The 16289-nt window shown below is 68.4% G+C and carries 17 protein-coding genes; 14 read left to right on the top strand and 3 right to left on the bottom strand.

The genetic code is table 11. The features are described 5' to 3' along the window. Window positions 1–5: 5 nt before the first annotated feature. From ACIBTM_RS09430 to ACIBTM_RS09475, 10 genes are all read left to right on the top strand, one after another. Window positions 6–1985 carry a DUF6541 family protein gene (locus ACIBTM_RS09430; protein ID WP_395876047.1) on the top strand — a complete coding sequence of 660 codons (1980 nt, stop codon included), beginning with the start codon at window positions 6–8 and terminating at the stop codon, window positions 1983–1985. A 59-nt stretch (window positions 1986–2044) separates the two neighbouring features. Further along, a complete protein-coding gene (locus ACIBTM_RS09435) occupies window positions 2045–2746 on the top strand; it encodes a glycosyltransferase family 2 protein (RefSeq protein WP_395876772.1) in 702 nt (233 codons plus the stop codon). 12 nt (window positions 2747–2758) lie between these two features. Then, entirely contained in the window at window positions 2759–3196 is a 438-nt protein-coding gene (locus ACIBTM_RS09440) for a DUF2304 domain-containing protein (RefSeq protein ID WP_395876048.1), read from the top strand. Beyond that, on the top strand, window positions 3193–3741 hold the full coding sequence (locus ACIBTM_RS09445) for a uridine kinase (RefSeq protein WP_395876773.1): 549 nt from the start codon (window positions 3193–3195) through the stop codon (window positions 3739–3741). Before ACIBTM_RS09440 ends, ACIBTM_RS09445 begins: the two co-directional genes overlap by 4 nt. Before the next feature lie 654 nt (window positions 3742–4395). Then, window positions 4396–5937, top strand: a complete 1542-nt coding sequence (locus tag ACIBTM_RS09450; protein WP_395876774.1) for an ABC transporter substrate-binding protein — start codon at window positions 4396–4398, stop codon at window positions 5935–5937. Window positions 5938–6023: 86 nt separating this feature from the next. Continuing rightward, on the top strand, window positions 6024–7025 hold the full coding sequence (locus ACIBTM_RS09455) for an ABC transporter permease (protein ID WP_395876049.1): 1002 nt from the start codon (window positions 6024–6026) through the stop codon (window positions 7023–7025). Beyond that, window positions 7022–7957 (top strand): ABC transporter permease, encoded by a 936-nt coding sequence (locus ACIBTM_RS09460; RefSeq protein ID WP_395876050.1) that lies wholly within the window; start codon window positions 7022–7024, stop codon window positions 7955–7957. The genes ACIBTM_RS09455 and ACIBTM_RS09460 overlap by 4 nt, the downstream gene beginning before the upstream one ends. 6 nt (window positions 7958–7963) lie before the next feature. Then, window positions 7964–8959, top strand: a complete 996-nt coding sequence (locus ACIBTM_RS09465; RefSeq protein ID WP_395876051.1) for an ABC transporter ATP-binding protein — start codon at window positions 7964–7966, stop codon at window positions 8957–8959. Beyond that, window positions 8956–10068, top strand: a complete 1113-nt coding sequence (locus ACIBTM_RS09470) for an ABC transporter ATP-binding protein (RefSeq protein WP_395876052.1) — start codon at window positions 8956–8958, stop codon at window positions 10066–10068. Before ACIBTM_RS09465 ends, ACIBTM_RS09470 begins: the two co-directional genes overlap by 4 nt. Before the next feature lie 117 nt (window positions 10069–10185). Continuing rightward, window positions 10186–10827 (top strand): SDR family oxidoreductase, encoded by a 642-nt coding sequence (locus tag ACIBTM_RS09475; RefSeq protein ID WP_395876053.1) that lies wholly within the window; start codon window positions 10186–10188, stop codon window positions 10825–10827. Here the strand turns inward: ACIBTM_RS09475 and ACIBTM_RS09480 are convergent. Beyond that, on the bottom strand, window positions 10796–11383 hold the full coding sequence (locus ACIBTM_RS09480; protein WP_395876054.1) for a CGNR zinc finger domain-containing protein: 588 nt from the start codon (window positions 11381–11383) through the stop codon (window positions 10796–10798). The two genes, ACIBTM_RS09475 and ACIBTM_RS09480, sit on opposite strands and share 32 nt — an antisense overlap. 86 nt (window positions 11384–11469) lie before the next feature. On the opposite strand from ACIBTM_RS09480, the gene ACIBTM_RS09485 reads away from it, so the two are divergent. Together ACIBTM_RS09485 and erm are read left to right on the top strand one after the other, a co-directional pair. After that, the gene (locus ACIBTM_RS09485; protein WP_395876055.1) at window positions 11470–12168 is read left to right on the top strand and encodes an SDR family oxidoreductase; all 699 of its coding nucleotides are present in this window, start codon (window positions 11470–11472) and stop codon (window positions 12166–12168) included. A gap of 183 nt (window positions 12169–12351) precedes the next feature. Then, a complete protein-coding gene (erm, locus tag ACIBTM_RS09490) occupies window positions 12352–13086 on the top strand; it encodes a 23S ribosomal RNA methyltransferase Erm (RefSeq protein WP_395876056.1) in 735 nt (244 codons plus the stop codon). Here the strand turns inward: erm and ACIBTM_RS09495 are convergent. Next, window positions 12989–13912 (bottom strand): EamA family transporter, encoded by a 924-nt coding sequence (locus ACIBTM_RS09495; RefSeq protein WP_037334961.1) that lies wholly within the window; start codon window positions 13910–13912, stop codon window positions 12989–12991. The two genes, erm and ACIBTM_RS09495, sit on opposite strands and share 98 nt — an antisense overlap. A gap of 87 nt (window positions 13913–13999) precedes the next feature. On the opposite strand from ACIBTM_RS09495, the gene ACIBTM_RS09500 reads away from it, so the two are divergent. Further along, the gene (locus tag ACIBTM_RS09500) at window positions 14000–14938 is read left to right on the top strand and encodes a LysR family transcriptional regulator (protein ID WP_395876057.1); all 939 of its coding nucleotides are present in this window, start codon (window positions 14000–14002) and stop codon (window positions 14936–14938) included. Here ACIBTM_RS09500 and ACIBTM_RS09505 read toward each other — a convergent pair. Next, window positions 14895–15500, bottom strand: coding sequence for a TetR/AcrR family transcriptional regulator (locus ACIBTM_RS09505; protein ID WP_395876058.1), 606 nt, complete (start codon window positions 15498–15500; stop codon window positions 14895–14897). The two genes, ACIBTM_RS09500 and ACIBTM_RS09505, sit on opposite strands and share 44 nt — an antisense overlap. A 57-nt stretch (window positions 15501–15557) precedes the next feature. Here ACIBTM_RS09505 and ACIBTM_RS09510 point away from each other — a divergent pair, with 57 nt between their 5' ends. Continuing rightward, the gene (locus ACIBTM_RS09510) at window positions 15558–16184 is read left to right on the top strand and encodes a peroxiredoxin-like family protein (protein ID WP_395876059.1); all 627 of its coding nucleotides are present in this window, start codon (window positions 15558–15560) and stop codon (window positions 16182–16184) included. Window positions 16185–16289 lie beyond the last annotated feature (105 nt).

Raw genomic sequence — 16289 nt, forward strand, 5'->3', positions numbered from 1 at the left:
ATTCGATGAACGTTCTTTTGGTCTTGCTGGCGTTCTGGCTGCCGGGGCTCGTCTTCGGTGCCGCGATCAGGCTGCGCGGCTGGACCCTCGCCGCCGCGGCCCCGCTGCTGACCTTCGGCCTCGTCGCCATCGGCATCCCGATCCTCGGCCGCTTCGGCATCCGCTGGACGATGCTGAACGTCGGCCTGTGGGTGCTGCTGCTGTCCGTCGCAGGGTTCGCGCTCTCGTTCCTCGTGCTCCGCTTCACCGCGAAGCGTCACCCGGACTGGGCCGAGGACGAAGACGACGACGAGTCGAAGCGTTCCCTGCGCGATCACCTGCTGATCGGTGCCGGTGTCCTGGTCGGTCTCGGCGTCGGCACGGTGACCTTCCTGCGCGGCTCGCACAGCCTGGAGAACGTCCAGCAGGGCTGGGACGCCCCGTTCCACGGCAACCTGGTGCGCTGGATCGCCGAACACGGTGACGCGCGCGCGTCGACCGTCGGCACCATCGCGAACCTGCCGAACCAGACCGACTACTTCTACCCGGACACCTACCACGCGCTGCTCGCCCTGGTCTTCGGCAAGGGCGGCCTGACGATGATGCCGACGCTGAACCTGGCGGCGCTCATGGTCGTGCTGACCGTCCCGGTCGGTGTCGCGGCGATGTGCCGCGCCTGGCGGATGCCGGTCCTTGCGACCGCCGCCGCCGCGGCCGTGTCCACCTGGTTCACCGCGTTCCCGTACGACTCGCTGTGGCGAGGCCCGCTGTGGCCGTACGTCGCCGGGGTGGCGCTCGTGCCCGCGATGCTCGCGCTCGCCCGCCTGCTGCTCAAGCCGAACGGCGTCGCCGGGCCGCTCGCGATCGGCGTCGGCGTCGCCGGGCTGGCCGGCCTGCACACCAGCCTGATCTTCGTGATCATGGTCTACTTCCTGCTGATCCTGCTCGCGGTGCTGTTCCGCTTCGAGAAGATCGGCTGGCGCCGCAGTGCCGCCTCGCTGGTGGCCACCGTCGTGATGGCGGTCGTGCTCGGCGTGCCGCAGGTCCTTCCGGCGCTCTACAACGCCGGGGGCGTGACGAGCGCGTTCTGGGCCTCGGAGACCAGCGTGTCCGGCGCGCTCGGGCAGACGATCACGTTCTCGCCGATGGCGTCGTTCCCGCAGTGGTGGATCGGCATCCCGGCGATCATCGGCGTGTTCTTCCTGGTCAAGCACCGGCGGATGCTCTGGATGGTCGGCGCGTACGTGGTACTCGGCGGCCTGTTCGCCGCGACGATCTCGCTGGAGACCCCGCTCATCCACACCCTGACCGGCGTGTTCTACAACGACCACTGGCGGATCGGCGCGCTCGTGCCGCTGGCCGGCGCCGTCGCGTTCGGCGAGTTCGTGCACACCGCGTCGGGCAAGTTCGCCGAGAAGATCGGCGAGCGCAAACCGAATCTGAACCCGGTCACCGCGGCCATCGCGGGCGCGCTGGTGGTCGGTCTCGTGGTCACCGTGCTGAGCCGGGGCGGCTACATCGGCCGCAACTCGGCGCGGCTCGCGATGAACTACGGCGCGGACGGCCCCTCGGTCAGCAAGGGCGAGGAAGAGGCCTACGCCTGGCTCGGGAAGCACGTCGTGCCGGGCGAGCGTGTCATGAACGACAAGGCCGACGGCTCGGTGTGGATGTACGCCCTGTCCGGGGTCCAGCCGGTCGAGTGGACCAACTACGGCGCCGAGTTCACCACCAAGGCGGGCTGGCTCAGCGTGTTCCTCAACGACATCAACCGCGACCCGCGCGTGCGCGAGGCGCTCACCGACCTCAAGGTGCGCTACGTGCTGGTCGGCAAGGGCAAGGTGGCCCCCAACGCGCAGTCCGCGGTGGGGCTCCAGCGGCTCGACATCACTCCGGGTTTCAAACGCGTCTTCCACAATCTCGACGCGTCGGTTTACGAAATCGAAGGTCAGCGAGGTGTGGTCGCCGACGGCGCCCCCGCCGGGTCCGACACCGCTCACGGCCAGTAAGAAGATAGAGTGATCCAGTGTCCAGTACGTCCGTGACCACCCGTCGCGTACTCATCGTGATGCCTGCCTTGAACGAGCAGGCCAGTGTCGGCGCGGTCATTTCCCAGGTCAAGCAGTCCTTGCCGGGCATGGACGTGCTGGTGGTCGACGACGGCTCGTCCGACGAGACGGCCAAGCTCGCCCGCGCGGCGGGCGCGGAGGTGGCCCGCCTGGCGGTGAACCTCGGCGTCGGCGGGGCGATGCGCACCGGCTTCCGGTACGCGGCCGCCCGCGGCTATGACGTCGTCGTCCAGGTGGACGCGGACGGCCAGCACGACCCGGACGAGGTCGCCGCCCTGCTCGACGCGCTCGACGACGCCGACATCGCGATCGGTTCGCGATTCGCGGGCAAGGGTTCGTACAAGGCGAGCGGCCCGCGGAAATACGCGATGGTCGCGCTCTCGCTCGTTTTCTCCCGGCTCGGGAAGACCAAGCTCACCGACGTGACCTCCGGGTTCAAGGCGATGGGCCCGCGCGCGATCAAACTGTTCGCCGCGTACTACCCGGCCGAATACCTCGGCGACACGGTCGAATCGCTGGTGATGGCGATCCGCGCCGAACTGAAGATCAAGGAAATCCCGGTGATCATGCGGGAACGGGCCGGTGGCACACCGAGCCATTCGCCGGTGAAATCGGCCGTCTACCTCGGCCGCGCCGGACTCGCCCTGCTGCTGGCGCTCGTGCGCCGCCGTCCCGCCGTCGACTCGTCGGATTCGGCGTAAAAGGAGCTGATTATGGCTGGCTGGCGCATTCTCAGCATCGTCGTCGCCTGTCTGGTGCTGTTCGTCGTCCTCGAGATGATGCGGCGGCGGAAACTGCGGGAAAAGTACGCGGGTGTTTGGCTCGTCCTCGCCGTCGGCGTGGTCGTGCTCGCCCTCGTTCCGCAGGCCGCCGACTTCCTGGCGCGGATAACCGGCGTGCAGACGCCGTCGAACTTCGTATTCCTCTTGGCCGGTGTCGTGCTGGCGCTGGTCGCGTTGCATCTGTCCACCGAGGTCGGTCACCTCGAAGAAGAGGTCCGGACCTCCGTCGAGGAGATCGCGCTGCTCCGCTGCGAACTCGCCGACGCCCAGCGTGACCTGGAAGAACGCGTCGCCGCTCTCGAAGCGCGGACGGCCGCCCCGGACGACGTCAAAGGGCTCCCCGAAGTGAGCCCCGCGCGCGCACGCTGATCGACGCGCTTTTCGCGGCCCCGCCGAGGTTGGGCGCCGTCCGCGTGCTCGCCGTCGACGGTCCTTCCGGCTCCGGGAAGTCCACGCTGGCCGGGAAGTTCGTGGCCGAACTCGCCGGTCGCGGGGTCCGGGTGGCGTTGGTGAGCACCGACGAGTTCGCCACCTGGGACGAACCCGTTTCGTGGTGGCCGCGGCTGGAGACCGGTGTGCTGGAACCGCTGCGCGCGGGCGGGCCCGGCCGCTACCGGCGGGTGGACTGGTCCAGTGGTGTCCCGCTGCCGAGTGAAGAGGTCGAGATCCCGGTTCCCGAGGTTTTGGTACTGGAAGGCGTTTCCAGTGGTCGCGCGCGGATGCGGCCCTCGTTGTCCCTGCTGGTCTGGCTCGACGGTGGCAGCGAGGCCGAACGTCTCGACCGCGCCGCCGAGCGGGACGGCGAGGGATCCAGGGCGGAACTGCGGCGCTGGCAGCTGTTCGAACGAGGGTGGTTCACCGTCGACGGGACCAGGGCCGCGGCGGATCGGGTGGTCACCTCTCGTGAGTGGTAAGGACGGTGCCGGACGGCGGTTTCGCGTGACTGGACGGACGACACACGTGTTGGGATGGACGACACGCGTGATTGGACGGACGACTCGCGGCGGAGGCTTCGCCACGGTCGTGTCGTCCATCCGGTCACGAGTGTCGTCCGTCGGATCACACGTGCCGTCCGTCCAGTCACGCGAGTTCCGCCTTCAATCACGCGAGATCCGGCTTCGATCACGAGCCGCGACCCAATGTCCTGCCGATGTCCTGTTTTGTCAGGCACCCATTGGTTGTAGTGGTGGTCATCCATTTGAGTCAGTGACCCGGCACGCTGCGCGTTAGTGGTCCGGAATTGATTACACTCCGTCCGGAATTGCGGACACTTTGCGGTCATATTGGCCGTCGTGTAGCGCGATCGTAACCTCGCGTGCTTAAGTGCGGGCTGAGTTCCCGCTAGTGTCGGCGGGCACACCGATCGTCCGTGGAGTTCGAGTTACCGACCGACCGGACGGTGCCTAAACACCGAAAATCTCCTCAAGGGGTGCCAGATGCAGCAACTGCGGGTGACCCGAGCACGCCGTGTGGCCCTGATCGGGCTTGCCGGCGCACTCGCGGTCTCCATTTCCGCCTGTGCCGAATCGAAGCGTGAAGAAGGCGCAGGGGGTGGCTCGGGAGGCACCATGGTCTTCGGCGCCGCCGGTAACCCGAAGACGTTCGACCCGCTCTTCAACGACGACGGTGAGACCTTCCGCATCATCCGCCAGATGATGGACACCCTGATCATGAACAAGCCGGGGACCGCGGACCTCGAGCCCGGCCTGGCGGAGAAGTGGGAAGGCAGCAACGAAGGCAAGACCTGGACCTTCAGCCTGAAGAAGGGCGTGAAGTTCCACGACGGCACCCCGTTCAACGCCGAAGCGGTCTGCTTCAACTTCAACCGCATGTTCAACATGAAGGGCGCCGCCGCCCAGAGCCAGATGATCTACTACGGCGACGTCTTCGAGGGCTTCGCCAAGAACGAGGGTGACGCCTCCGGCGCTCCGGTGTTCAAGGACTGCCAGGTCAAGGACGAGTCGACCGCCGTCCTGAACCTGAACAAGGCCAAGGGCGCGTTCCCGGCGGCCTTCACGCTGCCGTCCTTCTCGATCCAGAGCCCGGACGCGCTGAAGAAGTACAACGCCGACGCCGTCACCCAGAGCGGTGACTCGTTCTCTTACCCGGAGTACGCGCTGAAGCACCCGACCGGCACCGGCCCGTTCAAGTTCGAGAGCTGGGACCAGGCCAAGGGTGAGATCACGCTCTCCAAGGCCACCGACTCGCCGACCCAGACGGCCAAGCTCGACAAGCTGGTCTTCAAGGTCATCCCGGACGAGAACGCCCGCAAGCAGGCGCTCAAGGCCGGCGACATCCAGGGCTACGACTACCCGTCGCCCGCGGACTACGGCCTGCTGCGCAACGACGGCGAGCAGGTGCTCATCCGCCCGTCGTTCAACATCCTGTACCTGGGCATCAACCAGAAGAACAACCCGAAGCTGAAGGACCTCAAGGTCCGCCAGGCGCTGGCCTACGGTCTCAACCGCGACCAGTTCGTGAAGTCGAAGCTCCCCGAGGGCGCCGAGACCGCGAGCCAGTTCGTGCCGAAGGCGATCGACGGCTACAACGAGAACGTCACCAAGTACGACTACAACCTTCAGAAGGCGAAAGACCTGCTGAAGGAAGCCGGCGCCGAGGGCATGACCCTGAAGTTCTACTACCCGACCGAGGTCACCCGGCCGTACATGCCGAACCCGGCCGACATCTTCACCTCGCTGTCCGAGGACATGAAGGCCATGGGCATCAAGGTCGAGCCGATCGCCAAGCCGTGGAACGGTGGCTACAAGGACGACGTCCAGAAGGCGGGCAAGCAGGACGTCCACCTGCTCGGCTGGACCGGTGACTACAACGACGCCGGTAACTTCGTCGGCACCTTCTTCGGTCGCGAGAAGCCGGAGTTCGGCTTCAACAACGCTGAGCTGTTCTCGGCCATCTCGGCCGCGGACGCCGCGCCCGCCGGCGAGGCGCACACCAAGGCGTACCAGGAAGTGAACCAGAAGATCATGGAGTACCTGCCCGCCATCCCGATCTCCTACGGCCCCCCGGCGATCGTCGTCGGCCCGAAGGTGAAGGGCCTGGTGGCCAGCCCGCTGACCGACGAGCGTTTCTACACCGTCACGGTCAACTGATCCTCCACCACTAGTGGCTCAGGGGGTGGGTGCTACCGCGCCCACCCCCTGAAGTCCATTCCCGGGCTGGCAACAAAGGAACGCACGTGCTCCGATTTCTCGTGCGTCGGCTGCTACAAGCGATACCGACGCTCTTGATCCTGTCCATTTTGATCTTCGCCTGGCTCCGGTCCCTGCCCGGCGGCCCCGCCGGCGCCCTTCTGGGTGACAAGGCGACCCCGGAGAAGATCGCCGACCTGAACAAGCTTCTCGGCCTCGACGATCCGATCTTCGTCCAATACTTCAAGTTCCTCGGCCGGGCGATCACCGGCGATTTCGGCAACTCGCTGGTCTCCGCCCAGCCGGTCATGTCGGAGATCGGGAACTTCCTCCCCGCCACGATCGAGCTCGGCTTCTGCGCGATGCTCATCGCGGTGGGCCTCGGCATCCCGTTCGGTTACCTGTCCGCGCGGTTCCGCGGCGGGGCCGTCGACAACATCATCATCGTGCTCAGCCTGGTCGGCGTCGCGGTGCCGGTGTTCTTCCTCGGCTACATGATGCAGGACCTGCTGGCCGCTCCGCTGGGACTTCCCTCGCAGGGCCGTCAGATGGCGGGACTCGACGCCACCACCGTCACCGGTTTCGCGGTCTTCGACGGCATCATCACCCAGGAATGGGACGCCGCCTGGGACGCGCTCACCCACCTGATCCTCCCGGCGTTCGCGCTGGCCACGATCCCGCTCGCGGTCATCGTCCGGATCACCCGCGCGTCGGTGCTGGACGTGCTGAACGAGGACTTCATCCGCACGGCCAACTCGAAGGGCCTGACCCAGCCGGTCGTCCGGCGCCGTCACGTGCTCCGCAACGGGCTTCTGCCGGTGGTCACCGTCATCGGCCTGCAGACCGGCGCGCTGCTCGGTGGCGCCGTGCTGACCGAGCGGGTGTTCAACTTCCGCGGCCTGGGCTTCCTGCTCGCCGAGGGCATCGAACGGCGTGACTACCCGCGGCTGCAAGCGCTGCTGCTGTTCGGCGCGCTGGTCTACGTGCTGGTGAACATGCTGGTCGATATCTCGTACGGGCTCATCGACCCGAGGGTGCGTGTCCGATGAACACCTTGCTGAACAAGAAGAAAGAGCCGATCGACAAGCTCGCGGCCGCGTCGGCGAAGGGCCACAGCCTCGGTGGCGAGGCGCTGCGCCGGATGATGCGGAGCCCGGTGGCCATCACCGGCGCCGTGATCACCGGACTGTTCCTGCTGGTGGCGATCTTCGCGCCGCTCCTGGCGCCGAAGGACCCCTACGAGCGGTATCTGCAGAGCCAGGTCATCCTCGGGCAGGGCATCATCCCCGGCGCCCAGCCCGGTTTCCCGCTCGGTGTCGACGACTTCGGCCGTGACTACCTTTCGCGGCTGCTCGTCGGCGCGCAGAACACACTGCTGGTCGGTGTGCTCGCCACGATCATCGGTGTCGCGGTCGGCATGATCATCGGTGGTCTCGCCGGCGCCTTCGGCGGCTGGGTCGACACCGTGCTGATGCGCCTCGTCGACGTCATGCTGTCGGTGCCGTCGCTGCTGCTGGCGATCTCGGTCGCCGCGCTGTTCCAGAAGCCGAGCCAGTGGACGGTCATCGTCGCGGTCTCGATGGTCAGCGTGCCGATCTTCGCGCGGCTGCTGCGCGGTTCGATGCTCGCGCAGCGGAACAGCGACCACGTGCTCGCCGCGACGTCGCTCGGCGTCAAACGCGGGGCGATCGTGTTGCGGCATATGCTGCCCAACTCGCTCGGCCCGGTCATCGTGCAGGCCACGTTGACGCTGGCCACCGCGATCCTCGAGGCGGCCGCGCTGTCGTTCCTCGGTCTCGGCGACCCGGACCCGAACCGGGCGGAATGGGGGATCATGCTGAGCCGCAGCGCTCGGCAGTTCCTCGACATCCGTCCCGAGCTGGCGTACTACCCGGCCATCGCGATCATCATCGTCGCGCTCGGGTTCACGCTGCTCGGCGAGTCCCTGCGGGAAGCCCTCGATCCGAAGAACAGGCGGTGATCTTTCATGGCTCTCCTTGAAGTACGCGACCTCAAGGTCGTTTTCTCCCGGCGCGGCGAGAAGCCGTTCACCGCGGTGGACGAGGTCAGTTTCGACGTCGAACCCGGCCAGACGGTCGGTCTCGTCGGTGAGTCCGGTTGCGGCAAGTCCGTGACCTCGCTGGCGATCATGCGGCTGCTCGCGAAACGCGGCAACCAGGTCAGCGGTTCGGTGTCGTTCGAAGGCACGGATCTGCTTCGCCTGTCGGACAAGGAAATGCGGGACCGCCGGGGCCGCGACCTCGGCATGGTGTTCCAGGACCCGCTGTCCTCGCTGAACCCGGTCATCCCGATCGGGCTGCAGATCACCGAGGTGCTGGAGCGGCACCGCGGGATGGCGCGCAAGGCGGCGTCGGTGGAGGCGGCGGAACTGCTGGACAAGGTCGGCATCCCCGACCCGACGCGGCGGCTTTCCGAGTACCCGCACCAGCTTTCCGGCGGGATGCGGCAGCGCGCGCTGATCGCGATCGCGCTGGCGTGCCGTCCGCGGCTGCTCATCGCCGACGAGCCGACCACCGCGCTCGACGTGACGATCCAGGCGCAGATCCTCGCGCTGCTGCGGGAACTGGTGCAGGACACCGGGACCGCGCTGATCATGATCACGCACGACCTCGGTGTGGTCGCCGGTCTCTGCGATCAGGTCAACGTGCTCTACGGCGGCAAGATCGTCGAGCGGGCGGAGCGGCACGCGTTGTTCGCCGAGCCGCGGCATCCGTACACGCACGGCCTGCTCGCCTCGATCCCGCGTCTCGACGCGGGCCGCGGCGAGAAACTGATCCCCATCAAGGGATCCGTCGCCGACAACATCCCGTGGGACGGCGGCTGCGCCTTCGCGCCCCGTTGCCCGAACGCTCTCGGCGTGTGCCGGGAGGTTTCACCGCAGCTGACCCCCGATCGCGGTGGGCTGCTGCGCTGCCACAACCCGGTGATCCCGGCCGTGGCCGCACAAGGAGGGGTCCGATGACGCACACGGTACCGCCGCAGGAAGTGCTGCTGGAGGTCGACGACCTCAAGGTGCACTTCCCGATCAAACGCGGCATCGTGGTCGACCGCACGGTCGGGCACGTGTTCGCCGTCGACGGCGTCGATCTGGCCATCCGCCGGGGCGAGACCTACGGCCTGGTCGGGGAATCCGGCTGCGGGAAGTCCACTTTGGGCAGGGCGATCCTCCGGCTGACCGAGCTGACCGCGGGCAAGGTCGTCTTTGACGGCACCGACGTGGCCGGGCTCAAGGGCGAGGAACTGCGCAAGGCCCGCCGCCGGATGCAGATGGTGTTCCAGGACCCGATGTCCTCTTTGGACCCTCGGCAGTCGGTGGAATCCATTCTGACCGAAGGGATGAAGGCGCACGGCCTCGACAAGGACAAGGAGGAGACGGCCAAGCGGCTGCGCGAACTCCTTGCCGCCGTTGGACTTCCCGAGTCCGCGCTGCGGAAGTATCCGCACGAGTTCTCGGGCGGTCAGCGTCAGCGCATCGGCATCGCGCGGGCACTGGCGGTCGAGCCGGACCTGATCGTCGCCGACGAACCGGTGTCCGCGCTGGACGTCTCGGTGCAGGCGCAGGTGGTCAACCTCCTGGAGGATCTGCAGGAGAAGCTCGGGCTGACGTATCTGGTGATCGCGCACGACCTCGCGGTGGTGCGGCACATCTCCGACCGCATCGGCGTGATGTACCTCGGCTCGCTGGTCGAAGAGGCCGACGCCGACACGCTGTACGAGAACCCGCTGCATCCGTACACGCGGGCGCTGCTCTCGGCGATCCCGGTGCCGGACCCGACGGTGGAGGACAGCCGCGAGCAGATCCTGCTCGCCGGTGACCTGCCCTCGCCGGCGCGGCCGCCGTCCGGTTGCCGGTTCCACACGCGGTGCCCGTGGAAGCAGCAGAGCCTGTGCGACACCGACCGCCCGCAGTTGCGGGAGCTCGGCACCGGGCACCGGGTCGCGTGCCACTACGCGGAGGACATCCGCGACGGGCGGATCAAACCGCACGAGGTCAAGGCGGAACTGGTCCGGGACCTGAACCCTGACGAGGGCGACCTGCCGGACATCGGCTCGGCCGTCGAGATCCTCTAGCCCGTTCCGAACGCGCGTGAAGGCCCCCTTCCCTCGGCTCAGCCGCGGGAAGGGGGCCTTCACGCGCTTCCCGCCTGTGACCTGCACGGACGGCCGCTTTCGGGCAGACTCTCTGTTATGCGGGTCACAGTGCTGGGAGCGTCGGGGCGGACGGGGATTCACGTGGTCCGGCTCCTGCGGGGGCGGGGACATCAGGTGCGGGCGGGCCTGCGCAGCCGCCGCCGTGCCGAGCGGGTCGCCGGGCTCGGCGCCGAAACCGTGGTCGCGGACGTCACCGCCGACGCGGACGACCTCGTCGAGGCGCTCGCCGGTTCCGAAGTGGTGATCAGCGCGATCGGCGCCCCCGATCCGGACCAGGCCTCGGTCGACCTCGTCGACCGCGACGGCGTGATCACCGCGATCCGCGCGGCGGAGAAGGCGGGTGTCTCGCGATTCGTGCAGCTTTCCGCGCAGTTCGCGGATTCGCCGGATCAGGGTGATCGCCTGGTGCGGTCGATCCTGATGGCGAAGCAGATCTCCGACAGCGTCCTGCGCCGTTCGAGCCTGAACTGGACGATCGTCCGGCCCGGCACGCTCACCGACGACCAGCCGACCGGTCACGTCAAGATCGCCGGTCACCTCGAACCGGGCCGCGTCGCCCGCGCGGACGTCGCCGCCGTCCTGGTCGCCACGCTGGAAGAGCCGCTCGCCGAGAATCGGGGTTTCGACGTCATCGGCGGCGAGATCGCTATTCCGTCGGCGCTGGCGTCGCTGGGTTGAGCGCTTTCTTGCGCTCCCGCGCGGCCCGCAGGTTCGCGACGTTCCCGCAGGTGCGCACGTCGTGCCAGACGCCGCTGTTGTTGCGCGAGACGTCGTAGAAGGCCGAACGGCAGCCGTCGAGCCGGCACAGTTTCAGCCGCGGCCAGATCCCGGCCTGCTGCGCGAGAAGTGTCTCGGTCCACAGCGCCGAAGCGAGCCACTGTCGTCCGGTGCCGGACGGGAACAGCCGGACGACGCCGTCGCGCAGGGCCAGGTCCGCCTTGATCGGCTTGCCGAAGTCCGCGTCATCCCCGTCAACGAGCGAAACGAACGACGCGCGAAGGTCGCGTAGCGCGCGAAGGTCGCCTGGACCCAGCGAGATCTCGGGAGCCTCGGAGTCCCTGGCTCGCGACCATTCCGCCAGTGCCTCGGCGGCCCAAGGCCGCGCCAGGTCGGCGTCGCTCAGCAGGTCGAGGCCGTACGTCTTGATCGCCTTGGTGTTGAGGAAGTCCTGAACGAGCGCCAGCCCCGAGGGGGCGGTGCGTAACCGGTATCGTTCCGTCGCGGTCCATGACATAGGTCAAGCGTACTTGACTCTGTCCGCCCGCGTCGCCATCCTGGCAACAGAGGCAAAAGCCGAACACTTCTGTCAAGGAGCAAGTCATGACCTCCATCGAAGGCGCCGTGGTCCTGGTAACCGGCGGGCAGCGCGGGCTCGGCAAGGCGTTCGTCGCCGAACTGCTCGACCGCGGCGCCGCCAAGGTCTACGCGACCGCCAGGTCGCCGCGCGAGGACGCCGATCCGCGGATCGTCCCGCTCCCGCTCGACGTCACCGACCCGGAATCCGTCCGCGCGCTGGCGGAGAAGGCGAGTGACGCCACGATCGTCTTCAACAACGCCGGTGTCCTCGGGCTCGGCTCACTGTTGAGCGAGGACGTCGAAGCGCACCGCCCGGTCTTCGAGACGAACGTCTTCGGAGCGCTGCGCGTCGCGCAAGCGTTTGCCCCAGGACTCAAGGACGGTGGAGCGCTGGTCAACGTGCACTCGATCCTGTCGTGGGCGGCGGGCTCGGGTTCCTACGGCGCGTCGAAGGCGGCCTTCTGGTCGCTCACCAATTCGCTCCGCATCGAGTTCGCCGAGCAGGGCACCCAGGTCGTCGGCGTGCACCTCGCCTACACCGACACCGACATGACCCAAGGCCTCGACATCCCCAAGAACGACCCGCGCGACGTCGCCCGCCAGGTCGTCGACGGCCTCGAAAAGGGCGAGACCGAGGTGCTCACCGACGAGCTCACCCGCCGGGTCAAGGCCGCGCTGTCCGGTCCGGTCGAGCACCTCGGCACCAGCCGGATCGGCGCGTAGAAAACCGTTGGCGGGAGGTCGCCGGTCCGAGGTAGCTTCGCCGCCATGTGTGCTTCCGCGTTCACCAGGACCCGCCGCGTCTAGCGGCGGATCCCCAGCGTCCAGCAAGGAACCGCCGCCCGAGCGAGCCATCGCCGGGCAGGCCCCGTGCTGCCCGGCTCACCTCGAAGCCGCGGAGAACCCTTGCGCACACAGCGTCCTGGCCGTCACGAACTCGGCCAGAACTTCCTCATCGACCGGAACATCATCGAAACCGTCGTGCGGCTCGTCGACGGCACGGACGGGCCGATCGTCGAATTCGGCACCGGCGACGGCGCGCTGACCTTGCCGCTCGAACGGCTCGGCAGGCCACTGACCGGCGTCGAGATCGACGACCGCCGCGCCGCCCGGCTGGCGGGCCGCGTCCAGCCCTCGACCAAGATCGTCATCACGGACTACCTGCGGTTCCCGCTGCCGAAGACGCCACACGTACTCGTCGGCAACCTGCCGTTCCACCTGACCACCGCGACCCTGCGTCACGTCCTCGCCGCTCCGGGCTGGACCGACGCCGTCCTGCTCATGCAGTGGGAGGTGGCGCGCCGCCGGGCCGGTGTCGGTGGCGCGACCATGATGACCGCGCAGTGGTGGCCGTGGTTCGATTTCCGGCTGGCCGGGCGGGTGCCCGCCACGGCGTTCCGCCCGAAACCCGGTGTCGACGGCGGTCTGCTCACCATGACTCGTCGCGAGCATCCGCTCGTCGGCGACGCGGATCGTGATCGCTACCAGGATTTCGTGCGGCGGGTGTTCACCCGCCCCGGCCGGGAGGTCGTGCCCAAACGTCTCACCGCACGCCAGTGGGCTGAGGCGTTTCGGCTTCGGCGAGGAAATCCGGCTCGCGCACGCGGCGTTTCGTCGAACCGAACAGGACGCCGCCGATGACGACGGCCGCCGCGACGATCTCCACCGGTGAGGGCCGCTCGTCGAGGACCAGGAAGGCCATCGACAGCCCGACCACCGGCACCAGCAGGGAGAACGGCGCGACCACGCCCGCCGGGTTGCGGCGCATCAGCGACGTCCAGATACCGGAGCCGACGATCGTGCCGAACAACACGACGTAGGCGAGGCCACCGAGCCCGATCAGCCCGGTCGTGGTGCCGAGCGTGCTCAGCGAGTGCCCGATCTCGGCGGGACCCTCCATGACCAGCGACAGCGCGAACATCGGCAGCGGCGGCACCACGGACATCCAGAGGACGAAGTTCAGCGGGTTGTCCGGTGCCGCCTGCCGGGTGCTCAGATTGCCGAACGCCCAGCTCAGCGCGCCGAGGAGGGTCAGGATCACCGGCAGCAGGGCGGCGTTCCCGGCCTGCTGCCAGGCGATCGTCGCCATCCCGGCGACGGCGAGCAGGATCCCGGCGAGCTGCCGTCCGGACACGCGTTCGCGCAGGAAGACGGCGCCGAGCAGCACGGTGAACGGGGCCGACGCCTGCAGCACCAGCGACGCGAGACCGGTCGGCATGCCGGTGTCCATCGCGATGAAGAGGAACACGAACTGCCCGGTGCCGAAGCCCAGCCCGTAGCCGAGCAGGTGACGGATCTTCACCTTCGGCCACGGGACGAACAGGATCGTCGGGATCGCGATGACCGCGAAGCGCAGCCCGCCGGCGAAGACGGGCGGGAACTGGCCGAGAGTGGCGTGGATGGCGAGGAAGTTGCAACCCCAGAGGACGGCGACGAACAGGGCGAGCAGACGATCACGGGCGGGCATGTCTTCACTCTTACGTGGTACGACCCTTTAGGACCAGCGAGAATATTTGCAGCGATCGTTCAGTTCGCCTTCACATATGCTGGCGGTATGGACATCGGCCGGTTGCGGACCCTGCGGGAGTTCGCCGACCGCGGCAGCGTGACGGCGGCCGCGAAGGCGTTGCACTGCACGCCGTCCGCGGTTTCCCAGCAGCTGCGCGCCTTGCAGGGTGATGTGGGTCTCGCGCTGACGGAACCGGCCGGACGCGGCCTGCGGCTGACCGACGCGGGCCGCGCGCTGGTCGCCCGCGCGGACGACGTGCTCGCCGCGCTGGAGCGCGCGGAGTCCGAATTGGACACTTACCGCAGCGCCCCGCGCGGCCGGGTCCGGGTGGCGATCTTCCAGTCCGCCGGGCTGATGCTGCTGCCGGGACTGCTGCACCGGACGGCGGAGTTCGACGGCCTGGACGTCATCGTGCGCGATGTCGACATGACCCCGCCGGAGGTTCCCGGGCTCGTCGCGGATTACGACATCGTGGTGGCGCACCGGGACGAGCACGCGCCGTCGCTCGGCTCGGACCGGCTGGAAAGCCGGCATCTGCTGCGCGAACCGCTCGATGTCGCGCTCCCCGCGGGGCATCGGCTCGCGAAGCGCCGCCGCATCGAACTCGCCGAACTGGCCGACGAACGCTGGATCAGTGTCAACGCCGGCTTCCCGGTGGACGACATCCTCCAGTCGCTGATCATCCGCACCGGGGTGCGGCCGCAGGTGGTCCAGCGCATCAACGACTTCCGCATCACCGAACGGCTCGTCGCCGCCGGGCACGGGATCGCGCTCCTTCCCCGGTACACAATGGACACCCGGCGCGGCAGCGGTCTCGTCTGCCGTCCGCTCGCCGGGATCAAGGCGGCCCGGCATGTGGAGGCGGTCTACCGGCTCGGGGCGTCTTCGCGGCCCGCGGTGGCGAAAGTGCTCGACGCGCTCGCCGACGAGGTCGCCGCGCTCACGGGCGAGCGTGACCCTTCAGGTGGTCCAGCGCGATCTTGAGCGCGTCGGCGATCGGTGTGATGTCGTGGCGCAGGTGGGCCATCAGCAGGCCGCCCTGCACGCAGGTCATCGCGGCCTGCGCGAGCCTCGCCGGGTCGGCGCCCTCGGCCAGCTTCCCCTGTGCCTGCAACGATTCCAGTCCGCGCTGGAGATGTGACTCCCATTCGCGGTAGGCCTTGTCCAGCAGCGGTGCCATCTTGGGGTCGTCACCCAGTTCGCCGGTGAGGTTGCCCAGCGGGCAGGCGATCGGCCCCTTGGGCGTGGTCTGGACGGCCAGGATCTCCCGGGCCCACTGGTCGAAATCGGCCCAGTCGTGCAGCTCGAAGATGGTCGGCTGGTTGCCGAGGATGTTTTCGAGGAAACGGGTGATGACCGCTTCGACGAGCTGATCCTTGTTCTTGAAGTAGTGGTACATCTGCGATTTCCCGGCCCCGCTCGCCGCGAGCACCTTGTCGACGCTCGTCCCGGCGACGCCGTGGACGTACATCAGTTCCGCCGCCGCGTCGACGATCGCGTCCCTCGTCATCCGCCCCTGCGGGGTCTTCGCCGGTTGACCACTCATGTACCGAATAGTACAGTCGGCCTCACTGTACCGATCAGTACAACCGAAGGAGCTGACATGGGGGATCTCAACACCGACCTCGCCGAACTGCGGGAATCCGTCGCGAGTCACGTCCCGGCGGAGGTCGCCGAGGTGCTCAAGGCCGACCGCGCGACGTTCGTCGGGGTGGTCGCCGAGGCGGCCGCGAAGCCGGGAACGCCGATGCCGGACCTCGCGCTGCCGGACGCCGGCGGCGATCGGGTGCGGGTCGCGGACGGGCCCGCGGTCGTGGTGTTCTATCGCGGGGCGTGGTGTCCCTACTGCAATCTGGCCCTGCGCACGTATCAGCAGGAGCTGTTGCCGGAGCTGGAGAAGCTGGACGTGAAGCTGGTCGCGGTCAGCCCGCAGCTGCCGGACGGTTCGCTGTCCACAAAGGACCTGGAGTTCGCCGTCCTGTCCGATGTGGACAACGAGCTCGGGCGCGCGCTCGGTATCACGTTCCGGCTGGCCCCGGAGACGAAACCGGCGTTCGACTCGCTCATCGGCGACGTCGAGAAGATCAACGGGGCGGCGGACTGGGAGCTGCCGTATCCGACCGTCCTGGTCGTGGACGGCGAAGGCGTCATCCGCTACATCGACGTGCACCCGGACTACACCACGCGCACCGACCCGGCGGACGTGCTGGCCGCGGTGAAGGCCCTGTAGAAGCGGGGGGGGGGGGCCCCCCCCCCCCGCCGCCGCGGGGGGGGGGGGGGGGGCGGGGGGGGGGGGGGGGTGGGGGGGGCGGGGGGGGGGCCCCGCCGCCCGCGC

The organism is Amycolatopsis sp. NPDC049868 (assembly GCF_044461365.1).
Classification (GTDB): Bacteria; Actinomycetota; Actinomycetes; order Mycobacteriales; family Pseudonocardiaceae; genus Amycolatopsis.

Bases quoted from the DNA above. Each gene is read 5' to 3' on its own strand.
- ACIBTM_RS09430 (WP_395876047.1), top strand. From the start codon at position 6: ATGAACGTTCTTTTGGTCTTGCTGGCGTTCTGGCTGCCGGGGCTCGTC.
- ACIBTM_RS09435 (WP_395876772.1), top strand. From the start codon at position 2,045: ATGCCTGCCTTGAACGAGCAGGCCAGTGTCGGCGCGGTCATTTCCCAG.
- ACIBTM_RS09440 (WP_395876048.1), top strand. From the start codon at position 2,759: ATGGCTGGCTGGCGCATTCTCAGCATCGTCGTCGCCTGTCTGGTGCTG.
- ACIBTM_RS09450 (WP_395876774.1), top strand. From the start codon at position 4,396: ATGGTCTTCGGCGCCGCCGGTAACCCGAAGACGTTCGACCCGCTCTTC.
- ACIBTM_RS09460 (WP_395876050.1), top strand. From the start codon at position 7,022: ATGAACACCTTGCTGAACAAGAAGAAAGAGCCGATCGACAAGCTCGCG.
- ACIBTM_RS09465 (WP_395876051.1), top strand. From the start codon at position 7,964: ATGGCTCTCCTTGAAGTACGCGACCTCAAGGTCGTTTTCTCCCGGCGC.
- ACIBTM_RS09470 (WP_395876052.1), top strand. From the start codon at position 8,956: ATGACGCACACGGTACCGCCGCAGGAAGTGCTGCTGGAGGTCGACGAC.
- ACIBTM_RS09475 (WP_395876053.1), top strand. From the start codon at position 10,186: ATGCGGGTCACAGTGCTGGGAGCGTCGGGGCGGACGGGGATTCACGTG.
- ACIBTM_RS09480 (WP_395876054.1), bottom strand. From the start codon at position 11,383: ATGTCATGGACCGCGACGGAACGATACCGGTTACGCACCGCCCCCTCG.
- ACIBTM_RS09485 (WP_395876055.1), top strand. From the start codon at position 11,470: ATGACCTCCATCGAAGGCGCCGTGGTCCTGGTAACCGGCGGGCAGCGC.
- ACIBTM_RS09495 (WP_037334961.1), bottom strand. From the start codon at position 13,912: ATGCCCGCCCGTGATCGTCTGCTCGCCCTGTTCGTCGCCGTCCTCTGG.
- ACIBTM_RS09500 (WP_395876057.1), top strand. From the start codon at position 14,000: ATGGACATCGGCCGGTTGCGGACCCTGCGGGAGTTCGCCGACCGCGGC.
- ACIBTM_RS09505 (WP_395876058.1), bottom strand. From the start codon at position 15,500: ATGAGTGGTCAACCGGCGAAGACCCCGCAGGGGCGGATGACGAGGGAC.
- ACIBTM_RS09510 (WP_395876059.1), top strand. From the start codon at position 15,558: ATGGGGGATCTCAACACCGACCTCGCCGAACTGCGGGAATCCGTCGCG.